This window comes from Pseudoxanthomonas fibrivorans, assembly GCF_041464125.1.
Classification (GTDB): domain Bacteria; phylum Pseudomonadota; class Gammaproteobacteria; order Xanthomonadales; family Xanthomonadaceae; genus Pseudoxanthomonas.
Window position 1 is genome coordinate 620,706 of the sequence record NZ_JBGNUG010000001.1, and the last position, 22,983, is coordinate 643,688.

At 71.8% G+C, this 22,983-nt stretch carries 23 protein-coding genes, 2 tRNA genes and 1 pseudogene; 17 read left to right on the plus strand and 9 right to left on the minus strand.

Features of this window, described 5'->3' with window-relative positions; translation table 11 throughout:
- Window positions 1-16 precede the first annotated feature (16 nt).
- From cyoD to cyoA, 4 genes are all read right to left on the minus strand, one after another.
- A complete protein-coding gene (cyoD, locus tag ACA089_RS02980) occupies window positions 17-448 on the minus strand; it encodes a cytochrome o ubiquinol oxidase subunit IV (protein WP_372013238.1) in 432 nt (143 codons plus the stop codon).
- Window positions 445-1,074: a cytochrome o ubiquinol oxidase subunit III gene (gene cyoC / locus ACA089_RS02985; RefSeq protein ID WP_372017628.1), complete on the minus strand. Its 630-nt coding sequence runs from the start codon at window positions 1,072-1,074 to the stop codon at window positions 445-447. Before cyoC ends, cyoD begins: the two co-directional genes overlap by 4 nt.
- 10 nt (window positions 1,075-1,084) lie before the next feature.
- Window positions 1,085-3,058 carry a cytochrome o ubiquinol oxidase subunit I gene (cyoB, locus tag ACA089_RS02990; RefSeq protein ID WP_372017630.1) on the minus strand — a complete coding sequence of 658 codons (1,974 nt, stop codon included), beginning with the start codon at window positions 3,056-3,058 and terminating at the stop codon, window positions 1,085-1,087.
- 98 nt (window positions 3,059-3,156) lie between these two features.
- Window positions 3,157-4,212, minus strand: a complete 1,056-nt coding sequence (gene cyoA, locus ACA089_RS02995; protein WP_372013240.1) for a ubiquinol oxidase subunit II — start codon at window positions 4,210-4,212, stop codon at window positions 3,157-3,159.
- Window positions 4,213-4,412: 200 nt separating this feature from the next.
- Here cyoA and ACA089_RS03000 point away from each other — a divergent pair, with 200 nt between their 5' ends.
- The 5 genes from ACA089_RS03000 to lolD all read left to right on the plus strand — a co-directional run bounded on the left by ACA089_RS03000 (window position 4,413) and on the right by lolD (window position 8,549).
- On the plus strand, window positions 4,413-5,738 hold the full coding sequence (locus ACA089_RS03000; protein ID WP_372013242.1) for an MFS transporter: 1,326 nt from the start codon (window positions 4,413-4,415) through the stop codon (window positions 5,736-5,738).
- 186 nt (window positions 5,739-5,924) lie between these two features.
- Entirely contained in the window at window positions 5,925-6,122 is a 198-nt protein-coding gene (locus ACA089_RS03005; RefSeq protein ID WP_372017632.1) for an FAD assembly factor SdhE, read from the plus strand.
- Window positions 6,073-6,537: a hypothetical protein gene (locus tag ACA089_RS03010; protein ID WP_372013243.1), complete on the plus strand. Its 465-nt coding sequence runs from the start codon at window positions 6,073-6,075 to the stop codon at window positions 6,535-6,537. The genes ACA089_RS03005 and ACA089_RS03010 overlap by 50 nt, the downstream gene beginning before the upstream one ends.
- A gap of 46 nt (window positions 6,538-6,583) precedes the next feature.
- Window positions 6,584-7,825 carry a lipoprotein-releasing ABC transporter permease subunit gene (locus ACA089_RS03015; protein WP_372013245.1) on the plus strand — a complete coding sequence of 414 codons (1,242 nt, stop codon included), beginning with the start codon at window positions 6,584-6,586 and terminating at the stop codon, window positions 7,823-7,825.
- A complete protein-coding gene (gene lolD / locus ACA089_RS03020; protein WP_372013247.1) occupies window positions 7,818-8,549 on the plus strand; it encodes a lipoprotein-releasing ABC transporter ATP-binding protein LolD in 732 nt (243 codons plus the stop codon). The genes ACA089_RS03015 and lolD overlap by 8 nt, the downstream gene beginning before the upstream one ends.
- A 58-nt stretch (window positions 8,550-8,607) precedes the next feature.
- On the opposite strand, the gene ACA089_RS03025 is transcribed toward lolD, so the two are convergent.
- From ACA089_RS03025 to ACA089_RS03045, 5 genes are all read right to left on the minus strand, one after another.
- On the minus strand, window positions 8,608-8,850 hold the full coding sequence (locus ACA089_RS03025) for a PspC domain-containing protein (protein WP_372013249.1): 243 nt from the start codon (window positions 8,848-8,850) through the stop codon (window positions 8,608-8,610).
- Window positions 8,851-8,986: 136 nt separating this feature from the next.
- On the minus strand, window positions 8,987-9,442 hold the full coding sequence (locus ACA089_RS03030; RefSeq protein ID WP_372013251.1) for a lipocalin-like domain-containing protein: 456 nt from the start codon (window positions 9,440-9,442) through the stop codon (window positions 8,987-8,989).
- 25 nt (window positions 9,443-9,467) lie between these two features.
- Window positions 9,468-9,782, minus strand: coding sequence for an Rdx family protein (locus ACA089_RS03035; RefSeq protein WP_372013253.1), 315 nt, complete (start codon window positions 9,780-9,782; stop codon window positions 9,468-9,470).
- Window positions 9,779-10,231, minus strand: coding sequence for a Rid family detoxifying hydrolase (locus tag ACA089_RS03040; RefSeq protein WP_372013255.1), 453 nt, complete (start codon window positions 10,229-10,231; stop codon window positions 9,779-9,781). The genes ACA089_RS03035 and ACA089_RS03040 overlap by 4 nt, the downstream gene beginning before the upstream one ends.
- Before the next feature lie 113 nt (window positions 10,232-10,344).
- A complete protein-coding gene (locus tag ACA089_RS03045) occupies window positions 10,345-10,725 on the minus strand; it encodes a VOC family protein (protein WP_372013257.1) in 381 nt (126 codons plus the stop codon).
- A 223-nt stretch (window positions 10,726-10,948) separates the two neighbouring features.
- Here ACA089_RS03045 and ACA089_RS03050 point away from each other — a divergent pair.
- The 12 genes and pseudogenes from ACA089_RS03050 to ACA089_RS03105 all read left to right on the plus strand — a co-directional run bounded on the left by ACA089_RS03050 (window position 10,949) and on the right by ACA089_RS03105 (window position 22,908).
- Window positions 10,949-13,555: pseudogene (locus ACA089_RS03050) on the plus strand (DNA internalization-related competence protein ComEC/Rec2).
- Window positions 13,479-14,132, plus strand: a complete 654-nt coding sequence (locus ACA089_RS03055) for a MotA/TolQ/ExbB proton channel family protein (RefSeq protein ID WP_372013259.1) — start codon at window positions 13,479-13,481, stop codon at window positions 14,130-14,132. Before ACA089_RS03050 ends, ACA089_RS03055 begins: the two are co-directional and overlap by 77 nt.
- A gap of 7 nt (window positions 14,133-14,139) precedes the next feature.
- Window positions 14,140-14,559: an ExbD/TolR family protein gene (locus ACA089_RS03060; protein WP_372013260.1), complete on the plus strand. Its 420-nt coding sequence runs from the start codon at window positions 14,140-14,142 to the stop codon at window positions 14,557-14,559.
- Entirely contained in the window at window positions 14,556-16,304 is a 1,749-nt protein-coding gene (gene msbA, locus ACA089_RS03065) for a lipid A export permease/ATP-binding protein MsbA (protein ID WP_372013262.1), read from the plus strand. Before ACA089_RS03060 ends, msbA begins: the two co-directional genes overlap by 4 nt.
- Window positions 16,305-16,326: 22 nt before the next feature.
- Window positions 16,327-17,331 carry a tetraacyldisaccharide 4'-kinase gene (gene lpxK, locus ACA089_RS03070; RefSeq protein WP_372013264.1) on the plus strand — a complete coding sequence of 335 codons (1,005 nt, stop codon included), beginning with the start codon at window positions 16,327-16,329 and terminating at the stop codon, window positions 17,329-17,331.
- A gap of 55 nt (window positions 17,332-17,386) precedes the next feature.
- Window positions 17,387-18,166, plus strand: coding sequence for a 3-deoxy-manno-octulosonate cytidylyltransferase (gene kdsB, locus ACA089_RS03075; protein ID WP_372013266.1), 780 nt, complete (start codon window positions 17,387-17,389; stop codon window positions 18,164-18,166).
- Window positions 18,163-18,666 (plus strand): low molecular weight protein-tyrosine-phosphatase, encoded by a 504-nt coding sequence (locus ACA089_RS03080; protein WP_372013268.1) that lies wholly within the window; start codon window positions 18,163-18,165, stop codon window positions 18,664-18,666. Before kdsB ends, ACA089_RS03080 begins: the two co-directional genes overlap by 4 nt.
- Window positions 18,663-20,075, plus strand: a complete 1,413-nt coding sequence (locus ACA089_RS03085; RefSeq protein ID WP_372013270.1) for a redoxin domain-containing protein — start codon at window positions 18,663-18,665, stop codon at window positions 20,073-20,075. Before ACA089_RS03080 ends, ACA089_RS03085 begins: the two co-directional genes overlap by 4 nt.
- Window positions 20,072-21,934 carry an excinuclease ABC subunit UvrC gene (gene uvrC / locus ACA089_RS03090; protein ID WP_372013272.1) on the plus strand — a complete coding sequence of 621 codons (1,863 nt, stop codon included), beginning with the start codon at window positions 20,072-20,074 and terminating at the stop codon, window positions 21,932-21,934. Before ACA089_RS03085 ends, uvrC begins: the two co-directional genes overlap by 4 nt.
- 26 nt (window positions 21,935-21,960) lie before the next feature.
- On the plus strand, window positions 21,961-22,599 hold the full coding sequence (pgsA, locus tag ACA089_RS03095; protein WP_372013274.1) for a CDP-diacylglycerol--glycerol-3-phosphate 3-phosphatidyltransferase: 639 nt from the start codon (window positions 21,961-21,963) through the stop codon (window positions 22,597-22,599).
- Between the two features lie 37 nt (window positions 22,600-22,636).
- Window positions 22,637-22,712: transfer RNA gene (locus ACA089_RS03100), tRNA-Gly, on the plus strand.
- Between the two features lie 122 nt (window positions 22,713-22,834).
- A tRNA-Cys gene (locus ACA089_RS03105) sits at window positions 22,835-22,908 on the plus strand.
- The last annotated feature ends 75 nt before the right edge of the window (window positions 22,909-22,983 follow it).

Genomic DNA, 22,983 nt, shown 5'->3' on the forward strand with positions numbered 1-22,983 from the left:
GGCGGCGTCGTCCGGCTCAGGGCTGGACGCGCGCCTCGTGCGGCGACATCGGCATCATGTTGGTGTTGAGGTGGTACATCACCCACAGCGAGCCGGCCAGCACGATCACCACCAGGACCACGGTGAAGATCAGCGCCAGCATGTTCCAGCCGCCCTCAGAGCGCGGGTTCATGTGCAGGAAGTAGACCATGTGCACCACGATCTGCACCGCGGCGAAGCCCAGCACCACCAGCGCGGTGGTGCCCGAATCGGCGATCACCCCGTTCATCACCAGCCAGAACGGGATCGCGGTGAGGACCACCGACAGGATGAAGCCGGTGACGTAGTCGCGCATGGAGCCGTGCGCGGCCTCCACGTGCTCGTCGTGCGGGGCGTGTTCGCCGCCGTGCTCGTCATGGTGCACGCCGTCGTGCCCGTGGGTGGCGTGCGGGTCGTGGGGCCGGCTCATGGCAGCACTCCCATCAGGTAGACGAAGGTGAAAACGCCGATCCACACGACGTCGAGGAAATGCCAGAACATCGACAGGCACAGCAGCCGTCGCTGGTTGGCCGCGTGCAGGCCGTAGCGCTGCACCTGCACCATCAGCACCACCAGCCAGACGATGCCGAAGGTCACGTGCAGGCCGTGGGTGCCGACCAGGGCGAAGAACGAGGACAGGAACGCGCTGCGTTGCGGGCCCGCGCCCTGGTGGATCAGGTGCGAGAACTCGTACAGCTCGATCCCCAGGAACGCCAGGCCGAACAGGCCGGTGACCGCCAGCCAGGCCAGCACGCCGGGGATGTGCCGGCGCTGCATCGCCAGCATGGCGAAGCCGTAGGTGATCGAAGAGAACAGCAGCATCGCCGTGTTCACCGCCACCAGCGGCAGGTCGAACAGGTCCGCGCCGGTGGGGCCGGCGGCGAAGCTGCGGCCCAGCACGCCGTAGACCGCGAACAGGCAGGCGAAGATGAGCAGGTCGCTCATCAGGTACAGCCAGAAGCCCAGCAGGGTGCCCTGCTGCGGGTGGTGCTCGCCGGACAGGTCGTAGAACTGGTCCGGGGCGTGCGCGGGCGGCGCGGCTTCGGCGCGGGTCAGTGCGATCGCGTCAGACATGGGCGTCCAGCAGGGCGGTGCGCTGCTCCTCGGTCCGGGCCACGGTTTCGGCCGGGATGTGGTAGTCGCGCTTGTAGTTGAAGGTGTGGACGATGGTGGCGACCACGGTCGCGGCGAAGGACGCCGCCACCAGCCACCAGACGTGCCAGACCAGGGCGAAGCCGAGCACGGTGCTCAGGCCGGCCAGGACCACGCCGGCGGCGGTGTTCTTCGGCATGTGGATCGGCAGGAAGCCCGACAGCGGGCGCCTGGCCCCGCGCTGCTTCATGTCCCACCACGCGTCGTTGTCGTGCACCACCGGCGTGAAGGCGAAGTTGTACTCCGGCGGCGGCGAGGAGGTGGACCATTCCAGGCTGCGCGCGTCCCACGGGTCGCCGGTGACGTCGCGCAGCTGCTCGCGCCTGCGGAAGCTGACGAAGATGCAGACCAGGAACGCGGCGATGCCCACCGCCACCAGCACCGCGCCGAGCGCGGCGATCTGGAACCAGATCTGCAGCGAGGGATCGGTGAAGTGGTTCATGCGCCGGGTCACGCCCATCAGGCCGAGGACGTACAGCGGGGTGAACGCCAGCCAGTAGCCCGCCAGCCAGAACCAGAACGAGACCTTGCCCCAGAAGTCGTCCAGCTTGAAGCCGAACGCCTTCGGGAACCAGAACGTCATGCCGGCGAACAGGCCGAACACCACGCCGCCGATGATCACGTTGTGGAAGTGGGCGATCAGGAACAGGCTGTTGTGCAGCACGAAGTCGGCCGGCGGCACCGCCAGCAGCACGCCGGTCATGCCACCCACCACGAAGGTGACCATGAAGCCGACGGTCCACAGCATCGGCACCTCGAAGCGGATGCGCCCGCGGTACATGGTGAACAGCCAGTTGAAGATCTTCGCGCCCGTGGGGATCGAGATGATCATCGTGGTGATGCCGAAGAACGAATTGACGCTGGCGCCCGAGCCCATGGTGAAGAAGTGGTGCAGCCACACCAGGTAGGACAGGATCGTGATCACCACCGTGGCGTAGACCATCGAGCTGTAGCCGAACAGGCGCTTGCCCGAATAGGTGGCCACGATCTCGGAGAACACGCCGAACACCGGCAGGATCAGGATGTAGACCTCGGGGTGGCCCCAGATCCAGATCAGGTTCACGTACATCATCGGGTTGCCGCCGAGGTCGTTCGTGAAGAAGTTCGTCCCCACGTAACGGTCCATCGCCAGCAGCGCCAGCACCGCGGTCAGCACCGGGAAGCTGACCACGATCAGCACGTTGGTGCACAGCGCCGTCCAGGTGAACACCGGCATCCGCATCAGGGTCATGCCCGGCGCGCGCATCTTGACGATGGTCACGATCAGGTTGACGCCCGATAACAACGTGCCGACGCCGGCGATCTGCAACGCCCAGATGTAGTAGTCCACGCCCACGTCGGGGCTGTAGTCGATCCCCGACAGCGGCGGGTAGGCCAGCCAGCCGGTCTTGGCGAACTCGCCGACGAACAGCGACAGCATGACCAGCACCGCGCCGGAGGTGGTCATCCAGAAGCTGAAGTTGTTGAGGAACGGGAAGGCCACGTCGCGGGTGCCGATCTGCAGCGGCACCAGGTAGTTCATCAGGCCGGTGACCAGCGGCATGGCCACGAAGAAGATCATGATCACGCCGTGGGCGGTGAACACCTGGTCGTAATGGTGCGGCGGCAGGTAGCCCATGTTGTCGCCGAAGGCGATGGCCTGCTGCAGGCGCATCATCAGCGCGTCGGCGAAGCCGCGCAGCAGCATCACCAGGCCCAGCACCATGTACATGATGCCGATCTTCTTGTGGTCGATGCTGGTGAACCAGTCCCGCCACAGCGTGCCCCACAGCCGGTAGCGGGTGATCAGCGCCAGCACCGCGATGCCGCCGAGCATCGTGCCGACGAAGGCCGACAGGATCACCGGGTCGTGCAGCGGGAACGATTCCCAGCCCAGGTAGCCGGTCAGCGGGTTGTACGGGGCCGAGGTGGAATGCGGAGAGGACATCGCTTGGAACTTCCGTCGTCAGGCCGCCGGCCGGGATGGCCGCGGCGGCGCGTGCCGGCTCAGGGAGCGAGGCGGGAAAGGGAGGTGTTCAGGCCGGCGGCCGGCGCGTCGGTGGAGGCGCACATCGCCGACTGCACGTAGCGGCGCCCGCGCAGGTCGCCGCGCTGGCGCGCTTCCAGGCCCTCGATGCCGGTGCGGCCGGGGCCGTTTCCGGCGTCGATCGCCATCATCTCGTGCATGCACATCCGCCGCGGGTCGACGCAGCGGTTGAGGATCGCGTCGAACATGCCGTCCTCGACCGCGCCGAAGTGGCGGACCGGTTCGCGTTCGCTGGGTTTTTCCAGGGCGAGGTAGGCGTCGCGGTCGAGCCGGTTGCCGGCGCGCACCTTGGCCACCCAGCCGTCGAAGCCGGCCGCGTCCATCGCGTGGAAGCGGAAGCGCATGCCGGAGAAGCCGGCGCCGCTGTAGTTGGCCGAGAAGCCCTCGTAGTCGCCCGGCGCGTTCATCACCGCGTTCAGCTCGGTCTGCATGCCCGGCATGGTGTAGATCATGCCGGCCAGCGCGGGGACGTAGAACGCGTTCATCACCGTGGAGGAGGTGAGCTTGAACTGGATCGGGCGGTCGACCGGCGCGGCCAGTTCGTTGACCGTGGCGATGCCCTGCTCGGGGTAGAGGAACAGCCACTTCCAGTCCAGCGCGACCACCTCGACCACCAGCGGCTCGGTCCCCTCGGGCACCGGGCGGCCCTCGGCGATCCGGTCCAGCGGCCGGTACGGGTCCAGGGTGTGGGTGCTGATCCAGGTGATCGCGCCCAGGGCGATGATGATCAGCAGCGGCGCGGCCCAGATCACCAGCTCCAGCTGCAGCGAGTGGTCCCAGTCGGGCTTGTAGGTCGCGGCCTTGTTCGAGGCGCGGTAGCGCCAGGCGAAGAACAGGGTCAGCGCGATCACCGGCACGATGATGATCAGCATCAGCAGCGTGGAGACGATGATCAGGTTGCCCTGCTGGCGGGCGATGTCGCCCGGGGCGTTGAGCAGGATCGTGTTGCAGCCGGCCAACGGAAGGATCAGGCCGGCCGCCAGCAGCAGCCGGCGCAGGGGAATGGAGATGGACATCTGAATAGGGGAAGCTGGGGGGACGCAGCGACGTGCCACTCTACTCCCGGGGTGTGAACGCGGCGATTGGGCGTTTTGTCCTATGGCCGCCCCGGCGCAATGGTGGGACCCTGTACCGCCGCCCCCGGGCCGGCGGCGACTGCACGTTCGCCACACGGCCGGGTGTAGCCTTCCCTGCAGGCCCAGCACAGCCCCCCGCGATGTCCTCGATCCCCGCCAGCCCCACCGTCTCCGTCCACGGCCAGGACTCCGGTTCCCACGCCCAGGTCGCCCCCGGCGAGATCGCCGTGGGCGTGGTCATCGGCCGCACCTCCGAATACTTCGACTTCTTCGTCTACGGCATCGCCTCGGCGCTGGTGTTCCCGAAGGTGTTCTTCCCGTTCGCCGAGCCGCTGCAGGCGACGCTGTACTCGTTCGCGGTGTTCGCGCTGGCGTTCATCGCCCGCCCGCTGGGCACCGTGCTGTTCCTGTGGATCCAGTCGCGCTGGAGCCGCGGCACCAAGCTGACCGCCGCGCTGTTCCTGCTCGGCACCAGCACCGCGGGCATCGCCTTCCTGCCGGGCTACGAGAAGATCGGCGCCGCCGCCATCGTGCTGCTGGCGCTGTTCCGCAGCAGCCAGGGCGTGGCCCTGGGCGGGTCGTGGGACGGCCTGCCGTCGCTGCTGGCGCTGAACACGCCCAAGCACCGCCGCGGCTGGTACGCGATGCTCGGCCAGCTGGGCGCGCCGGTGGGCTTCATCGTCGCCGCGGCGCTGTTCTCGTTCCTGTACTCGAGCCTGTCCAACGAGGATTTCTACGACTGGGGCTGGCGCTACCCGTTCTTCGCCGCGCTGGCGATCAACGTCGTCGCGCTGTTCTCGCGCCTGCGCCTGGTCGTGACCCACGAGTACGAGCAGCAGCTGGGCGAGCGCCAGCTGGAGCCGGTGCCGGTGGCCGAGCTGTTCCGGGCCAAGGGCCGGCACGTGTTCATCGGCGCCTTCGCCGCGCTGGCCAGCTACGCCATGTTCCACATCGTCACGATCTTCCCGCTGTCGTGGATCCAGCTGTTCACCGAACAGGACATCAGCCGCTTCCTGATGGTGCAGGTGGTCGGCGGCTTCCTCGCCATCGGCGGGATGCTCGCCTCGGGCGTGATCGCCGACCGCTTCGGCCGGGTGCCGACCCTGGGCGCGACCGCGCTGGCGATCGCGGTGTTCAGCGGCTTCGCCCCGACCCTGCTGGGCGGCGGCGCGATCCCGCAGCAGGTATTCATGCTGGTCGGCTTCCTGCTGCTGGGCCTGTCCTACGGCCAGGCCTCCGGCGCGGTGACCCGCAACTTCGGCGGCCGCTACCGCTACACCGGCGCGGCGCTGACCACCGACCTGGCCTGGCTGATCGGTGCGGCGTTCGCGCCGCTGGTGGCGCTGGGGCTGTGCGCGCACTTCGGCCTGCCGTACGTCGGCCTGTACCTCCTGTCGGGGGCGGTGGCCACGCTGGCGGCGCTGCTGGTCAACCGCTGGCTCAAGCAGCGCGAAGCGCAGGGCTGACATCGCCGTCGGCGGGCGCTGCGCTTCATCCATGGCGGTGCCGACCGCCGTGCTCCCGAGCCGCTATCGCCCGCCGGCCGCCGCGGCGACAATGGCGGCCCGTCGCCCGAGCCCCGACCCGTGACCCAGCAGGACTCCGATCCGGCCGCCGACCTGCGCCGCCTGCGCTGGCGCTGCCGTCGCGGCATGCGTGAGCTGGACCAGCTGTTCGAGCGCTGGCTGGCCCGTGAGTATCCGACCGCCACCCACGCCGAGCGCGGGGTTTTCCTACGCCTGCTGGATTGCGAAGACGATAGGCTGTGGCGCTGGTTCATGGGCTACGAGGCCTGCCCGGATGCCGAACTCGCCGCACTCGTCGCCCGCATCCGCGCCCTGCCGGCTTGAATGGCGTCCCTCGCGCTGGCTGATGGCCGCGCTGCTGGCCCTGGCGCTGCTGGCGCCGCTCTCGATCCTCGGTTCGGACCTGGGTCCGGCGGCCGCATGGCCACTGGCCCTGGGCGCGGGTGGCTACGGGCTGTGGCTGGCCCGGCGCGAAGCCGGCAGGCAGCGGCGGCAACTCGTGCTGGCCCCGGCGCGCATGGCTCCGGGCATGCCGGACATGCTGGACGGCCGCCCGCTGCATGCATGCCGCATCCGCTGGCGAGGGCCGCTCGCCTTCGTGCACGTGACCGACCGCCAGGGGCGCAGCGAGCGCCTGGTCTGGTGGCCGGACACGCTGCCGCCGCCGCGGCGTCGTGAACTGCGGCTGGCCGCAGCCGCGCGCACCGCTTCGCGCCGCGACCGGCCGATGGCACCATAGGCCGCATCGACCGCCGGGGTGAGCCGGCACCGGACCCCAGAGGCCCATGTTCAAACCCGTCCCCGTGGCCATCGGCCTGCGCTACCTGCGGGCCAAGCGCCGCAACGGCTTCATCTCCTTCATCTCGCTGGCCTCGATCCTCGGCATCGCCCTGGGCGTGACCGTGCTGATCACCACCATGGCGGTGATGAGCGGCTTCCAGAAGGAGATCCGCGACCGCCTGCTGCAGTTCGCCGCGCACGCCACGGTGGTGGCCGACGGCGTGCCGATGCAGGACTGGCGGCACGCGCTGGACGTCGCCTCGCAGGATCCGCGCGTGTCCGGGGCGGCGCCCTTCATCGAGACCGAAGCGTTGCTCTCCGGCCCGCGCAAGCAGCCGGCGATGGTCCGCGGCATCGAGCCGGCGCTCGAAGACAAGGTCTCGGTGCTGTCGCAGAAGATGAAGCGCGGCTCGGCCACCTCGCTGGCCGAGGGCCGCTACAACATCCTGCTCGGGCAGGAGCTGGCGCTGTGGCTGGGCGTGGACGTGGGCGACACGGTGACGGTGATGCTGCCGGAGTTCCAGGGAACGCCGATGGGCGCGATGCCGCGCTACAAGCGCTTCACCGTCAGCGGCGTGTTCGAGGCCGGCTACAACGACATCGACCGCGGCCTGGCGGTGGTCCACATGGGCGACCTGCAGCGGGTGCTGCGCATGGACGGCGCCAGCGGGGTGCGGCTGATGCTGCACGACATGAACCAGGCCTACGAGGTGGCCCGCGACCTCGCGCTGAAGCTGCCCGGCTTCTACCGGGTCAGCGACTGGACCCGCGAGAACGCCAACCTCTACCACTCGCTGAAGATGGAAAAGACGGTGATGGGCATCCTGCTCTCGCTGATCATCCTGATGGGCGCGTTCACCCTGGTGAACTCGCAGGTGATGCTGGTCACCGACAAGCAGGCCGACATCGCGATCCTGCGCACGCTGGGCCTGACCCCGGGCGGGGTGATGCAGGTGTTCATGGTGCAGGGCACGCTGATCGGCATCATCGGCACCGTGCTCGGCTTCGTCGGCGGCGTCACCCTGACCTGGAACCTGGAGCGGATCCTCGACGGCATCGAGGCGCTGTTCAACGTGACCCTGCTGCCGGAGGACGTTTACTACATCACCGGCCTGCCCACCGACATGCAGACCCAGGACGTGGTCCTGACCCTGGTGGTGGCGCTGCTGATGAGCTTCCTGGCCACGCTGTACCCGGCCTGGCGCGCGGCGCGCACCCAGCCGGCGGAGGCGCTGCGCTATGAATGAGAAGGACCGCCCCATGCACGATGCCGGCGAGGCGCTGCGCGCCGAGGGCCTGGGCAAGACCTATGCCGAGGGCAAGCTGAAGACCCCGGTGTTCGACGGGCTGGACCTGCGGGTGGCCGCGGGCGAGACCGTGGCGATCGTCGGCGCGTCCGGCGCCGGCAAGAGCACGCTGCTGCACCTGCTCGGGGGCCTGGATACGCCCAGTGCCGGCGAGGTCTACGTGGCCGGGCAGAAGATGTCGATGCTCTCGGACGCCCAGCGTGGCCGCCTGCGCAACCGCGCGCTGGGCTTCGTCTACCAGTTCCACCACCTGCTGCCGGAATTCACCGCGCTGGAGAACGTGATGATGCCGGTGCTGCTGGCCGGCGGCGAAGTGGAGGAAGCCAGCCAGCGCGCCACCGCGCTGCTGGAATCGGTCGGACTGGGCCATCGCCTGGCGCACAAGCCCGGCGAGCTGTCCGGTGGCGAGCGCCAGCGCGCCGCGGTGGCGCGCGCGCTGGTCAACCGGCCGGCCTGCGTGCTCGGCGACGAGCCCACCGGCAACCTCGACGAGAAGACCGCCGCCACCGTGTTCGAACTGATGCTCGGGCTCAACCGCGCCCAGCGCACCAGCCTGGTGCTGGTCACCCACGACCGCCGGCTGGCGCGTCGCCTGGACCGGGTGCTGGAACTGCACGAAGGCAAGCTGCGCGAACTGCCGCCGCACGATCTCCACGACGACTGAGCCGCAGGGGCGACCTGCGGCAGCGGCTCGATGCCGGACGGCAGCGCGGCTTCGCGTGCTAGCCCCTGCCACTGGCGGTGCGTTCTTCGCGCCGTGGGTCGGGGACGAAACGGCCACGCGGCATGAACAGCCACAGCGCGATGTAGGCGACCAGCCCCACGCCGGTCACCAGCGTGGCCGCGACCATCAGGGCCCGCCAGAACCACGCCGGCCAGGGCGTGTGCTCACCCAGTCCGCCGCAGACGCCGAACAGCCAGACATCGCGCGAAGACCTGCGCAGTTGCCGCGCATCCCAGTCCATGGCTTCCCTCCTGTCGCCGGGGCTGGCGACGATGCCCCAGCTTGGCGCGGCCGCCGCGGCCGCGCCGTCGGCGCGTGCAGCTTCAGGGTGTCGGAGAATTCCGATGCCGGGCGGGTCGCCGTGCCGGGCGCGAGGGTCAGCGCGCCGCGTCGACCCGGCGCCAGACCTCGCGTTCCACGCGCTTCCCATCCTCGTGCCGCTCGAGCGTCCAGGTGTCGCCCTCGAGCACATAGCTGAAGCGGTATCGCCCCCCCTCGACCAGCGGATAGGACGCCATGCGCGGCGCCTCGACGTAATGCGTCCCGTCGGTCTCGAACGTGCCCGAGCCGCCGGCCCAGAAGGCCCCGGCGCGGGTGGTGGTGAACGCGAAGTGGCCATCGCCGAGCACCTTGACCCCCTCCACGCGTTCGCGCGCGTAATCGGTGACGTGGCCGTTCCCGTCGACGTACTCGCCTGCGACCAGGCGCCATGCGCCTTCGAGCGCCTGCGCCGTGGCCGGCGCGGCGCAGGTCGGGCGGGGCGCGACGAGCAACGCCACGAGCAGGCAGGCGACGGTGCACGACAGGCGCGGGACGATGGACGGGAAGGCCATGCGGAAATCCTTGCGGGGGGCGGAATCAGGGAGCGCCGGAGGCGCCGCGGTCGGCGTGGCCCAGGCGGCGGTCCGGCGCGATCACGTCGCGCACGCGCTGCTTGAGTTCGACGATGTCGGGAAAGCGCCCCTCCACCCGGCGCGACCACACCGGCTGCCCGTCCGCGCTGACCTCGAAGACGCCGCCGGTGCCCGGGCGCAGCACCAGTTCGCCGATCTCCCCGTCGAAGGTGGACAGCAGCTCCTGCGCCATCCACGCCGCGCGCAGCAGCCAGCGGCACTGGGTGCAGTACTCGATCTCGATCCGGTGGGCGGGACAGCCGCGGTCGTCGCCGCTCACCGCGCGCCAGCCCCGGCCACGGCGATGCACTCGACCTCGACCTGCGCGCCGAGCGCCAGGCCGCTGGCTCCGAGCGCGCTGCGCGCCGGGTAGCGGCCGGCGAAGTAGCCCCGGTAGACCTCGTTGAACCGGGCCCATTGGCCCATGTCGGCGAGCATCACCGTGCATTTCACCAGGTCGCCCATGGCGTAGCCGTGGGCGTGCAGGGTGGTGCGGATGTTGTCCATCGTCTGGCGTGTCTCGGCCTCCAGGCCGCCGTCGACCAGCTCCATCGTCCCCGGACGGATGCCGATCTGGCCCGACAGGTAGAGCGTGTCGCCCGCGCGCACCGCTTCGGAGAAGGGCAGCGTGGCCGGCACCACCTTGCCGGAATTGAGGAACTCCACCGGCGTGGCGGCGGAGGCGGCGACGGGGAGCAGGAGGGCGAGTGCGCAGGCGAGTGCGTTCATGGCCGCATTCTCCCGCCAGCGCTCGGGCGCGGTCCAGCGCCGCGGCCACGGGGCAGGCATGTGCGCGCGTCCCGACGCCACCTGCCGGTCCGTCGACGCGCGCGGTGGCCGGGTCACTGGCCGGCGGGTGGCTCCCAGAGTTCGACCTTGTTGCCCTCCGGGTCGATGACCCAGCCGAAGCGGCCCTGCTCGGAGGTCTCGGTCCGGTCGAGCACCTCGCATCCCTCGGCACGCAGCGCAGCCAGCAGCGGATCCAGTTCGGCCACCCTGAAGTTGACCATGAACGAAGCGGTGCCCGGCGCCATGTAGGCGGTGTCGGCGGCGAACGGACTCCAGATCGTCATCCCCGGCGGGCTGCCGTCGCCGCCCCAGCGGAAGACCGCACCGTTCCACCCCGCGACCTCGAGGCCGAGGTGGTCGCGGTACCAGGCGGCGAGCGCGGCCGGGTCGCGGGCCTTGAAGAAGATGCCGCCGATACCCGTGACGCGTTTCATGGCCGCTCCGTGGATGGCTAGGTCACGGACGAGGGTAGGGCCCTGCACCGGGAGGGGCAAGCAACCGGGGAATTCCTACCCCCCGCCGCCGCCTGCGCCGATGGCGGTGGCGGCGCAGGGCGATAGCCTGTGGTCGTGGAAGGTGCAGGGAAGCGCCATGGCGACATCGACGGAAGCGGACCGCGGCGACATGGCGGCGCGCCTGGCACATGCATTCTCGCGTATGGCCGCCCCCTTCGCCGCCGCGGGCCGGACCGGCCCGCATCCGTTCGCGCCGGCATGCGTGGTGGCGTGCCTGGCGGGTGCGATCGGCGTCCTGCTGCTGCCGGCGCTGCCGCCTGCGCCGCTGCGCTGGGGAGTGCTGCTCGCGGGCCTGCTCGCCTGGGGCTGGCGATGGCCGGGCCGGCCCGGCGGCGCGCTGCTCGCCGGGGCCGCATGGGCCGCGCTGCAGGCGGGATGGGCCCTCGCCGCGTGGTTGCCCGCGGACCTCGAAGGACGCGAGGTGCGCGTGGCCGGACGCGTCGTCGACCTGCCGCGGCACGAGGACCGGCGCACGCGCTTCGAGTTCCGGGTGGACGGCGATGCGCCGGCGGCGCTGCGCGGACGGCGCCTGCAGCTGTCCTGGTACGACGACTTCGGCGCGACCGAAGCCGGTCCGCGCACCGCCCTGCGTCCGGGAGCGCGCTGGAGTTTCCAGGTGAAGCTGCGCGCACCGCGCGGGCTGTCCAATCCGGGCGGAGTGGACGCCGGTCGCCACGCCCTGGCGCAGCGGATCGTCGCCACCGGCCATGTCCGATCGCCGCAGCTGGCGCGGCAACTCGCCCCGGGGGTGGGCATCGACGCCTGGCGCGACGCGATGGCGCAACGCATCGCCGCGGCGGTTCGCTCGCCCTCCTCGCGGTTCGTCGCGGCCCTCGCACTGGGCGATACGCGCGCACTGGGCGACCGGGACTGGGAGATCCTGCGTGCGGCGGGGCTGACCCACCTGATCGCCATTTCGGGGTTCCATGTCGGCCTGGTGGCCGGGTTCGGCGCGTGGCTGGCGACGGGACTGTGGTGGCTGGCGCCCGTGCTCGGGCGACGCTGGCCGAGACCGCTGGCGGCCGCGCTGGCCGCAGTGCTCGGCGCGGCTGCCTACGCCGCGGTGGCCGGGTTCGCGCTGCCCACGGTGCGCACGCTGCTGATGATCGCGGTGGTGGCCGCGGCACGCCTGCTGCGGCGGCCGCTCGGTGCATGGCAGGGGCTCTCGCTGGCGTTGCTGGCGATCCTCGCGGTCGATCCGCTGGCGGTGCTGCAGGCCGGGTTCTGGCTCAGTTTCGCCGGGGTCGCGTGGCTGCTGTGGTGCCTGCCGGCGCAGGGCGGGGACGGGCACGCGATCCGGGATTTCCTCGCCGCGCAGGGCGTGGCCACCCTCGGGCTGCTGCCGCTGGCGGCGATGCTGTTCCTGCAGGCCTCGCTGGCCGGGCCGCTGGCCAACCTGCTCGCGGTGCCGTGGTGGAGCCTGGTGGTGGTGCCGCTGTCGCTGCTGGGCACGGCGCTCGACGCCGTGCACGCGGGCGCCGGTGGCTGGGCCTGGCGCCTGGCCGCGGCGTGCTTCGATCCGAGCTGGCGCCTGTTCGGGTGGATGGCGGCGAGCCCGTTCGCCCTGCACTGGCTGCCGGAGCCGCGTGCATGGGCGTTGCCGCTGGCCCTGGCCGGTGCGTTCTGGCTGCTGCTGCCGCGGGGCTTGCCGGGCCGGCCGCTGGCGCTGCTGCTGTGGCTGCCGTTGCTGTACCCGCCGCGCGAGCTGCCCGGGCACGGGGGCATGGACGTGCACGTGCTCGACGTGGGCCAGGGCCTGTCGGTGGTGGTGCGCACCCGCCACCACGTCCTGCTCTACGACGCCGGCCCGGCGGTGCGGGACGGATGGGATGCCGGCGAGCGCGCCGTCTCCCCGGCGCTGCGCGCGCTGGGCGTGGCCCGCCTGGACCGGGTGGTGGTCAGCCATGCCGACCAGGACCACGCCGGCGGCTGGCCGGCGGTCGCCGTCGCATTCGAGGTGGGCGATTCGATGGCGCCACCCGGCGCCCCGGTCGACGTGCGCCGCGGATGCCAGGCCGGCGAGCGCTGGACGTGGGACGCGGTCGAGTTCGCCTTCCTGCATCCGCCCGCGCACTTTCCCTACCTCCGCAACGAGGCCAGCTGCGTGCTGCGGGTGACGTCGCGGTACGGCGTGGTGCTGCTGCCCGGCGACATCGGCGAGGTCGTGGAACAGCGCCTGCTGCGCCAGCCGGAGCAGGTGCGGGCGGACGTGGTGGTGGTGGCGCACCACGGCAGCGCCGGTTCTTCCAGCGCCGCCTTCGTGGCTGCCACGCGGGCGCGGGTGGCGGTGGTGGCGGCCGGGCACGGCAACCGCTTCGGCCACCCGCGCGAGGAGGTGGTGCGCCGGTGGCAGCGCCATGGCGCCGAGGTGCTCGCCACGCCTGCGTCCGGCGCCGTCCGGCTCTGGCTCGACGCCGACGGCCTCGCGGTCCGGGAGCGCCGTGCCTGGCGGCCGCGCCCCTGGCACCCGCGGGACGGGCCTGTCCGGGAGTGATTCGCGGGCCGCCGGATGGGCCGGGCCAGCGGCGGGTGGAGAACGTGCGCCCCGACGCGTTCCCGGCCGGGCGGGCTGGCGCCCGGCGCGCGCTGCCGTCATCCTTGTCGCTCGTCGATGCGGCCCGGTGCCGGAGGTGGTTCAGGTGTGGGAGCTGGTGAAGGCCGGTGGATGGCCGATGCTGCCGTTGCTGCTGCTGGGCGTGGCGGCCCTGGCGATCATCCTGGAACGCCTGTGGAGCCTGCGCCGGGCTGAAGTCATGCCGGCCAAGCTCGGGGAAGAGGTCCGCAACTGGGCCGCGCGGGGCCAGCTGGACCCGGCCCACATCGAGTCGCTGCGCCGCAACTCGCCGCTGGGCGCCTTGCTGGCCGCCGCGCTCGACGTGCGCAACAAGCCCCGCGACGTCATCCGCGAACGGCTCGAGGACACCGGCCGCCACCTGGTGTTCCGGATGGAGAAGTTCCTCAGCGCGCTGGGCACGATCGCCTCGTCCGGTCCACTGCTGGGCCTGCTCGGCACGGTGGTCGGCATGATCCAGATGTTCCTGGGCATCCTCGACCACGGCCTGGGCGACGTGAACCAGCTGGCCGGCGGCATCGGCAAGGCGCTGGTGTGCACCGCCACCGGCATGATCATCGCGGTGCCCGCGCTGATCTTCCACCGCTTCTTCCGCAGCCGCATCGCCGGCTACGTGATCGAGATGGAGCAGGAGGCGACCGCGCTGCTCGACGCGCTGGACACCGCCCGCGCCGCCACGCCGCCGGCGGCCCAGGCCGCAGCCGCCCGGGTCGCCGCCGCGCGCCCGAACCCGGCCGCCCCGGTCCGCGGCTGAGCACGCCATGCGCATCCGCGACCAGCGCGCCTACGACGAGCCGGGCATCGACCTTGTCCCGCTGATCGACGTGATCCTGGTGCTGATCATCTTCTTCGTGATCACCACCACCTTCGACGTGCGCTCGACCCTGCAGCTGCAGCTGCCGGTGGCCAGCCCGCAGGCGCCGCCGCCCGCGCAGACGCTGAACATCCTGGTCAATGCCGACGGCCGCTATTTCGTCGGCGAGCGCGAAGTCCTGCGCACCGACATCGAGGCGGTCAAGCAGGCGATCGTCGAGGCCGCGGGCGAGGACCGCGACCAGGCGGTGATGCTGCGCGCCGACGCGCGCACGCCGTACCAGGCCGTGGTCACCGCCCAGGACGCGCTGGCGCAGCTCGGCTTCCGCCGGATCGCGATCGCCACGGCCCCGGAGCCGCAGTCTTGAGCGACCGCAACGCGCCGGTCTGGCCGATCTACCGGCGGCTGCTGGGCTATACCCGGCGCTACTGGCCGTTCCTGGCCGCGGCGCTGGTCGGCATGACCGTCGAGGCGATCGCCGGCGGCAGCTTCGTGCGGCTGATGAAGCCGCTGACCAACAACTTCGTCCAGCCGACCGAGCGCGACGCGGTGCTGCTGCCGCTGGCCATCGTCGGCCTGTTCGTGCTGCGCAGCCTGGCGACCTTCGTCACCGACTACGGCATGGCCCGCACCGGCCGCAGCGTGGTGCGCGACCTGCGCGAGCAGGTGCTGGCCAAGTACCTGCGCCTGCCGTCGGCGCAGTTCGACGCCGAGTCCACGCCGGTGATGGTGAGCCGGCTCAACTTCGACACCGAGCAGGTGACCCAGGCCAGCGCCGAGGCGCTGAAGACCCTGGTCACCGACAGCCTGACCATCGCCTACCTGCTGGGCCTGATGCTGTGGGCCAGCGTCAAGGTCACCTTCGCCATGCTGCTGATCACCCCGCTGATCGGCGTGATCGTGTGGTATGTGGGCAAGCGCTACCGCCGGATCAGCGGCGGCATCCAGGACGGCATGGGCCGGATGGCGGCGAGCGCCGAGCAGTCGCTGGCGGCCCAGCAGGACGTCAAGATCCACGGCGCCCAGGCGCTGGAGATCTCGCGCTACGCGCTGCTGGCCAACCGCATCCTCGGCCTGAACATGAAGGTGGAGAGCACCCGCGCCGGCGCCTCGGCCATGACCCAGCTGCTGGCGGCGCTGGCGCTGGCGGCGATCGTCTGGGTCGCCGCGCACGAGGCGCTGCAGGGCCGGCTCGACGCCGGCGACTTCGTGATGCTGATGACCGCGATGATGGCGATCATCCCCTCGCTGCGCCGGATCACCAGCGTGCAGACCGCGATCGCGCGCGGCGTGGCCGCGTCCGAGCGCCTGTTCGCGATCCTCGACGCGGAGGAGGAGGCCGACCGCGGCACGCGCGCGATCGACCGCGCGCGCGGCGAACTGGCGTTCCAGCAGGTCAGCCTGCGCTATCGCGACCAGCCGGGCTTCGCGCTGGACGACATCAGCTTCAGCGCCCGGCCCGGGACGGTGACCGCGATCGTCGGACGCTCCGGCAGCGGCAAGACCAGCCTGGTGCGGCTGGTGCCGCGCTTCTACGAACCCAGCAGCGGCCGCATCACCCTCGACGGCGTGGACCTGCACGACTACCGCATGGCCGACCTGCGCCGGCAGATCGCGCTGGTGGGGCAGAAGGTGATGCTGTTCGACGACACCATCGCGGCCAACATCGCCTACGGCACGCAGGCCAGCCCGGACGCGATCCGCGCCGCGGCCGAGGCGGCCAATGCCTGGGAATTCATCGAGCGGCTGCCGCAAGGCCTGGACACGCCGATCGGCGAGAACGGCGCGCTGCTCTCCGGTGGCCAGCGCCAGCGCCTGGCGATCGCCCGGGCGATCCTGCGCGACGCGCCGATCCTGATCCTGGACGAGGCCACCGCCGCGCTGGACAACGAATCCGAGCGCCTGGTGCAGGACGCGCTGCACCGGCTGATGCCCGAGCGCACCACCCTGGTCATCGCCCACCGCCTGTCCACCATCGAGCACGCCGACCAGGTGCTGGTGCTGGACCAGGGCCGGCTGGTCGAGCGTGGCAGTCACGCCGAGCTGATGGCCGCCGGCGGACTGTACGCGCACCTGCACGGCATGCAGTTCCGCGAGCGCAGGACGGGATGAGGCCAGGTCGGGGGCGGTCGGGATGAGCAAGGGCGCACCACGCACGCCGGGCTGGTGGTTCGGCGACGAGCCGGTGCCGGCATGGGCCCGGCTGCTGGCGCCGGTCTACGCCGGCCTGTCCTCGCTGCGTGCCCGGCTGTACCGCGCCGGGCCGCTGCGGCAGCGGCGGGTCGACGCGCCGGTGCTGGTGATCGGCAACCTGGCGGCCGGCGGCGCCGGCAAGACGCCGCTCACCGTGGCCGTCGTGCAGAAGCTGCGCGAGGCAGGCTGGCGCCCGGGCATCGCCAGCCGCGGCTACGGCCGCGACGATCCGGAGGTCCCGCGCTGGGTCACCGCGGAAACGCCGGCCGGGGAGGGCGGCGACGAGCCGGTCCTGATGGCGCGCCGGCTGGCGGTGCCGGTGCGCGTCGACCGCGACCGTGCGGCCGCCGCGCGCGCGCTGGTCGAGGCCGGCTGCGACATCGTGGTCTGCGACGACGGCCTGCAGCACTACCGGCTCGCCCGCGACCTGGAGATCGAGGTGGTCGACGGCGCGCGCCGCTACGGCAACGGCCGGATGATCCCGGCCGGCCCGTTGCGCGAACCGGTCGAGCGGGGCCGCTGCTGCGACTTCCGCGTGGTCAACCTGGGCCACGGGGCGGAGCAGGGCGGTACCGGATTCGGCGAGTGGCCGATGCACCTGCGCGCCCGCGCCGCGCTGCCGATCGCCGGCGGCCGCCCGCGCGCGCTTGCCTCCTACATCGGCATCCGCGTGCACGCGATCGCCGGCATCGGCAACCCGCAGCGCTTCTTCGACATGCTGCGCGGCCTTGGCGTGGGCGTGGTGCCGCATGCCTTCCCCGACCACCACGCCTACCGCGCGGAGGACCTGCAGTTCGGCAACGACCTGCCGGTGCTGATGACCGAGAAGGACGCGGTCAAGTGCGCGCCGTTCGCCGACGCGCGCTGCTTCTCGGTGCCGGTCGACGCCGAGCTGCCGGCCGCCTTCTGGGTCGCGCTGCTGGACCGCCTCGAGCGGCTGCGCTGAGCGGCCTCGTCGCCCCGTCCCGGTTCGCGAACCAAGCACCCACCTGGAGGTCCGCATGGAATCCGCCCCCGCCTTCGTCGTCGCCGTGCCGGCCCGCTACGCGGCGAGCAGGTTGCCCGGCAAGCCGCTGCGCCTGCTGGGTGGCGAACCGCTGGTGCTGCACGTGGCGCGACGCGCGCTGGCCGCCGGTGCCCGCGAGGTGTGGCTGGCCACCGACGACGGGCGGGTGGCCGCGGCGGTCGCCGGCATCGAGGGCGTGCGCGTGGCGATGACCGCCACCACGCACGCCTCCGGCACGGACCGCCTGGCCGAGTGCGCGCGGATCGCGGGCTGGAGCGATGACACCGTCGTGGTGAACCTGCAGGGCGACGAGCCGTTCGCGCCCGCCAGCGGAATCCGCGAGGTCGCGCGCACGCTGGTCGGCAGTGGTGCGCCCATGGCCACCCTGGCCGAACCGGTGGACGACGCCGCGACCCTGTTCGATCCCAACGCGGTCAAGCTGGTCCGCGCCGCCTCGGGCGATGCGCTGTACTTCAGCCGCGCGCCGCTGCCGTGGCCGCGCGATGCCTTCGCCCGCGATCGGGGCACGCTGCCGCCGGGCCGCCACTGGTTGCGCCATATCGGTATCTACGCCTACCGGGCCGGCTTCCTGCAGGCCTTCGCGCGGATGGCTCCCGGGCAGCTGGAACAGGTCGAATCACTCGAGCAGCTGCGGGTGCTGGAAGCCGGCCACAGGCTCGCGGTGGCGCTGGCCCCCGAGCCGTTCCCGCCGGGCGTCGATACGCCGGAGGACCTCGAGCGCGCGGAGGCGCGCCTGCGCGCAGGCGCGGCATGAGCCCGTCGCCGGTCCGCCTGCTGGTGGTCTGCCTGGGCAATATCTGCCGGTCGCCCCTGGCCGAGGGCGCGCTGCGGGCGCGGATCGCGTCGTCGCCGCTGGCTGGACGGGTCGAGGTGGACTCGGCCGGTACCGGCGGCTGGCATGCCGGCGAGCCGCCGGACCGGCGCGCGATCGCCTGCGCGCGTGGCCACGGCGTGGACATCGGCGGACAGCGGGCGCGGCAGCTGCGGGCCGACGACTTCCAGCACTTCGACCTGCTGCTCTGCGCCGACGCGGACAACCTGCGCGAGGCGCGCCGCCTGGCGCCCGCGGGACTGGACGGCAGGGCGGTGCTGCTGCTCGACTGGGCGGGGCTGGCCGCCGCGGGCGAGGTCCCCGACCCTTACTACGGCGGTAACGACCACTTCGAGGAGGTCTGGCGACTGGTCGATGCGGCCGCACAGGCGGTCGTCGCCCGCCTGTCCCGGGAGCCGGGGTCCGGCATAATCGGGCCATGAACGCGGCCCCCCTCCAGGAACTTCCCCGCGACCTGCCCTGGCTCAACGCCCAGGCGGCTTCGCTGCACGAACTGCGCGGCCGTCCGGTCGTGCTGGCGTTCGTCAACGCCGCCTCGGTCTGGTGCGCGCAGCGCCTGGCGGAGCTGGCGCAATGGCAGGCGCGCAACCCCGGACGGCTGCAGGTGCTGGTGGTGCAGGTGCCGCGCTTCGACAGCGAGCGGGTGCCGCAACGCTCGCTCAAGCTCCTGCGCCGGCTCGGCGTGGCCGCGCCGGTGCTGCTGGATGCCGACTGGGCCGCATGGCAGCGCTACGGCATCGAGGCCTGGCCGACGCTGTTGCTGGTCGACGCCGACGGGCGCGAGCGCGAGCGGATCGTCGGCCTCGGCGGCGACCTGGAGCGCGCGCTCTTCGCCCTCGTGGAAGGGTTGCCGCGTCCACTGGACGAAGACCTGCTGTCCAGCGAAACCCTGCCCGAGCCCCGCCTCTCGCTGCGCTTCCCGACCGGCATCGCCGCCAGCGGCGACCGGCTGTTCATCGCGGACAGCGGACACCACCGCGTGCTCGAGTGCAGCCATGGCGGCCGCATCCTGAGGCAGTTCGGGCTCGGCACCGCCGACTTCATCGACGGGCCGGTGGACCAGGCGGCGTTCAACCGCCCGCAAGGCCTCGCGCTCGAGCGCGAGTACCTCTACGTGGCCGACACCGGCAACCACGCGCTGCGCCGGATCAACCTGCGGACCCACCAGGTCGACACCCTGTGCGGCAACGGCCGGCCGGGAGATCCGGTGGAGGGACCGGTCAACCCGGCGTCGCGGAGCCCGCTCAACCATCCGCTGGCCCTGGCGGTCGCCGGCAACCAGGTGCATATCGCCAGTGCCGGCGACAACCGCATCTGGAGCTGCGACCTCGGCCGCGGCGAACTGCGCCTGCGCGCGGGGTCCGGGCGCCTGGACCTGCGGGACGGCAACGCGATGATGGCGGCGTTCGCGCAGCCGGCGGCGCTGGCGGCGGTGCAGCAGGTCCTGTACGTCTGCGATGCGCTGGGCTCGGCGGTGCGGTCGCTGCAGCTGCGCACCGACCTCGTCCAGACGCTGGTCGGGCAGGGGCCATGGGAATTCGGGGACGCCGATGGCCCCCGCTCCAGTGCCCGCCTGCAGCACCCGCTGGGGATCGCGCTCAGCGCCGATGCGCCGCTGCTGTGGATCGCCGACAGCGGCAACGGCACGCTGCGCACGCTCCGCCTGGGCGGCGGCGAGCTGTCCACGGTCGAGCTGCCGCGGCGGCTGCATGGGCCCACCGGGCTGGCGGTGGCCGGCGGCTCGGTCTGGATCGCCGAAACCGACGCCCACGGGGTGCTGCGCTACGACATCGCCACCGGCAGCCTGGAAGACGTGTCGATCAGCGAATGAACGACCCGGCGGTACCCGATTTCGACGGCAAGGCCTTCGTCGCCCAGCTGAGCACCGCGCCCGGCGTGTACCGCATGTACGCCGCCGACGGCGGCCTGCTGTACGTGGGCAAGGCGGGCGCGCTCAAGCGGCGCGTGGCCAGCTATTTCAGCAACACGCCCAAGACGCCGCGGATCCACGCCATGGTCGCGCAGATCGCGCGCATGGAGGTCACGGTCACCCGGACCGAGGCCGAAGCGCTGCTGCTGGAGAACCAGCTGATCAAGTCGCTCTCGCCGCGCTACAACGTCTCGCTGCGCGACGACAAGAGCTACCCCTACGTGCTGCTGACCCAGGAAGCGTGGCCGCGGTTGGCGTTCCATCGTGGCCCGCGCGCGGTGCCGGGCCGCTATTTCGGCCCGTACGCGAGCGCCGGCGCCGTGCGCGAGACCATGGACCTGATGTTCAAGCTGTTCCGCCTGCGCAGCTGCGAGGACAGCGTGTTCCGCAACCGCAGCCGTCCGTGCCTGCAATACCAGATCGGCCGGTGCAGCGCGCCCTGCGTGGACCTGGTGGAGGCCGGCGATTACGCGGAGTCGGTGCGTCGCGCCTCGCTGTTCCTGGAGGGCCGCAGCGACGAACTGGGCGAAGAGCTGACCGCGGCGATGGAGGCGGCCAGCGCGCAGCTGGAGTTCGAGCAGGCCGCGCGGCTGCGCGACCTGCTGGCCACCCTGCGCGGCCTGCAGGCGCGCCAGTACGTGGACGGGCACGCCGCCAACCTGGACGTGCTGGCCTGCGCGATGCAGGGCAGTGCGGCCTGCGTGCTGCTGCTGGCCTTCCGCGACGGCCGCAACCTCGGCACCCGCGCGTTCTTTCCGCGTACCAACGGCGAAGACAGCGCCGGGGAAGTGCTGGCCGCGTTCGTGTCGCAGTATTACGCCGAACAGCCGCCCCCGCCGGAGATCGTGCTCGACCGGCCGATCCCCGACGCCGGCCTGATCGAGCTGGCCCTGGCCGAAGCGGCGGGGCGCAAGGTGGCGCTCAAGTCGAGCGTGCGTGCCGAGCGCGCGGGCTACCTGGACCTGGCCCGGCGCAATGCGCAGCTGGCGCTGGCCACCGAGCTGGCCAGCCGCGGCGCGCAGCAGGCGCGCAGCGAGGCGCTGCGGGAGATGCTGGGCCTGGCGGAAGTCCCGGCGCGGATCGAGTGCTTCGACATCAGCCACACGCTCGGTGAAGCGACGGTGGCGTCGTGCGTGGTGTTCGACCCGGCCGGCCCGGTCCGCAACCAGTACCGCCGCTACAACATCGCCGGGATCGAGCCCGGCGACGACTACGCGGCCATGCGCCAGGCGATCGAGCGGCGTTTCCGGCGCGCGCTGGAGGCGGGCGCCGAACCGGGGGCCAATGCGGTGCTGCCCGACGTGCTGCTGATCGATGGCGGCGCCGGCCAGCTGGCGCAGGCGCGCGAGGCGCTCGCCGACCTCGGTGTCGAAGGTGTGCTGCTGGTCGGCGTGTCCAAGGGCGAGCAGCGCCGCGCCGGCGACGAGACCCTGGTGCTGGCGGACGGACGCGAGATCCGGCCGGGAGCGGCGTCGCCCGCGCTGCAGTTCATCCAGCAGGTACGCGACGAGGCGCACCGCTTCGCGATCACCGGCCACCGCGGCAAGCGCCAGAAGGCCCGCACCACCAGCCGGCTCGAGGACATCCCCGGCATAGGTCCGCGCCGGCGCGCGGCGCTGCTGCGCCACTTCGGAGGCCTGGCGGGGCTGAAGGCCGCGGGCGAGGAGGAGATCGCGCGCGTGGAGGGGGTGAACGCCGCCCTGGCCGCGCGCATCTACGCTACCCTGCACGGGCTGGCGCCTCCGGCCGGAACCGGATGACGCGAACACGGACCGATGCGAACGCAATGAAGTTGACCGTACCGACCTGGCTGACCCTGCTTCGGATCGTGCTGATCCCGGTGCTGGTGGTGGTGTTCTACCTCCCGTACAAGTGGACCAACTTCGCGTCGGCCGCGGTGTTCATCCTGGCCGCGGTGACCGACTGGCTGGACGGCTGGATCGCACGCCGTTACCACCAGTATTCGGCGTTCGGCGCCTTCCTCGACCCGGTGGCCGACAAGCTGATGGTGGCGGTGGCGCTGTTCCTGATCGTGCAGGGCCACCCGACCCCGTGGATGGCGTTCTGGGCGTCGGTGATCGTGGGGCGCGAGATCGCGGTCTCGGCGTTGCGCGAGTGGATGGCCGAACTGGGCCAGCGGGCGACGGTGAAGGTGGCCACCATCGGCAAGATCAAGACCGTGGCGCAGATGGTGGCGCTGTCCTGCCTGCTGTACGCGATCAACCCGCGCCACCCGCTGCACCCCGGCACGGAGATATGGCTCGGCGAACTGATCTTCCACGTCGGCGACTGGCTGCTGGCCGGGGCCGCGGTACTGACCCTGTGGTCGGGCGTGCAGTACCTGCACGCGGCCTGGCCGGCTCTGCGCGCCGACGAACAGGCCGCCGCGGACCGGGCCCGCGAAGAAAAACGCAAACACGGTTGACAGCGCCGCCCGAATCCCTAAAATGCGCGTCTCCCAAGCGGGAATAGCTCAGTTGGTAGAGCGCAACCTTGCCAAGGTTGAGGTCGCGAGTTCGAGTCTCGTTTCCCGCTCCAGATACCCGATCCTGCCGTCGCCACCGGCGCCGGAAGGGGATCGAAAACAGACCCCGGCAACGGGGTTTTGTTTTGTCGGGCCGGCCCCCAGCGTTTACACTGCGGCGGCGGCACGCGCCACCGGCCTGGTGGCAGAGTGGTTATGCAGCGGACTGCAAATCCGCGTACGCCGGTTCAATTCCGACCCAGGCCTCCATTGATCAGCCACTGGCCCGCGCAAGCGGGCCAGCTGCTTTCCGCCGGTCGCCGCGGAGCTTCCGGCCCGCCGGCA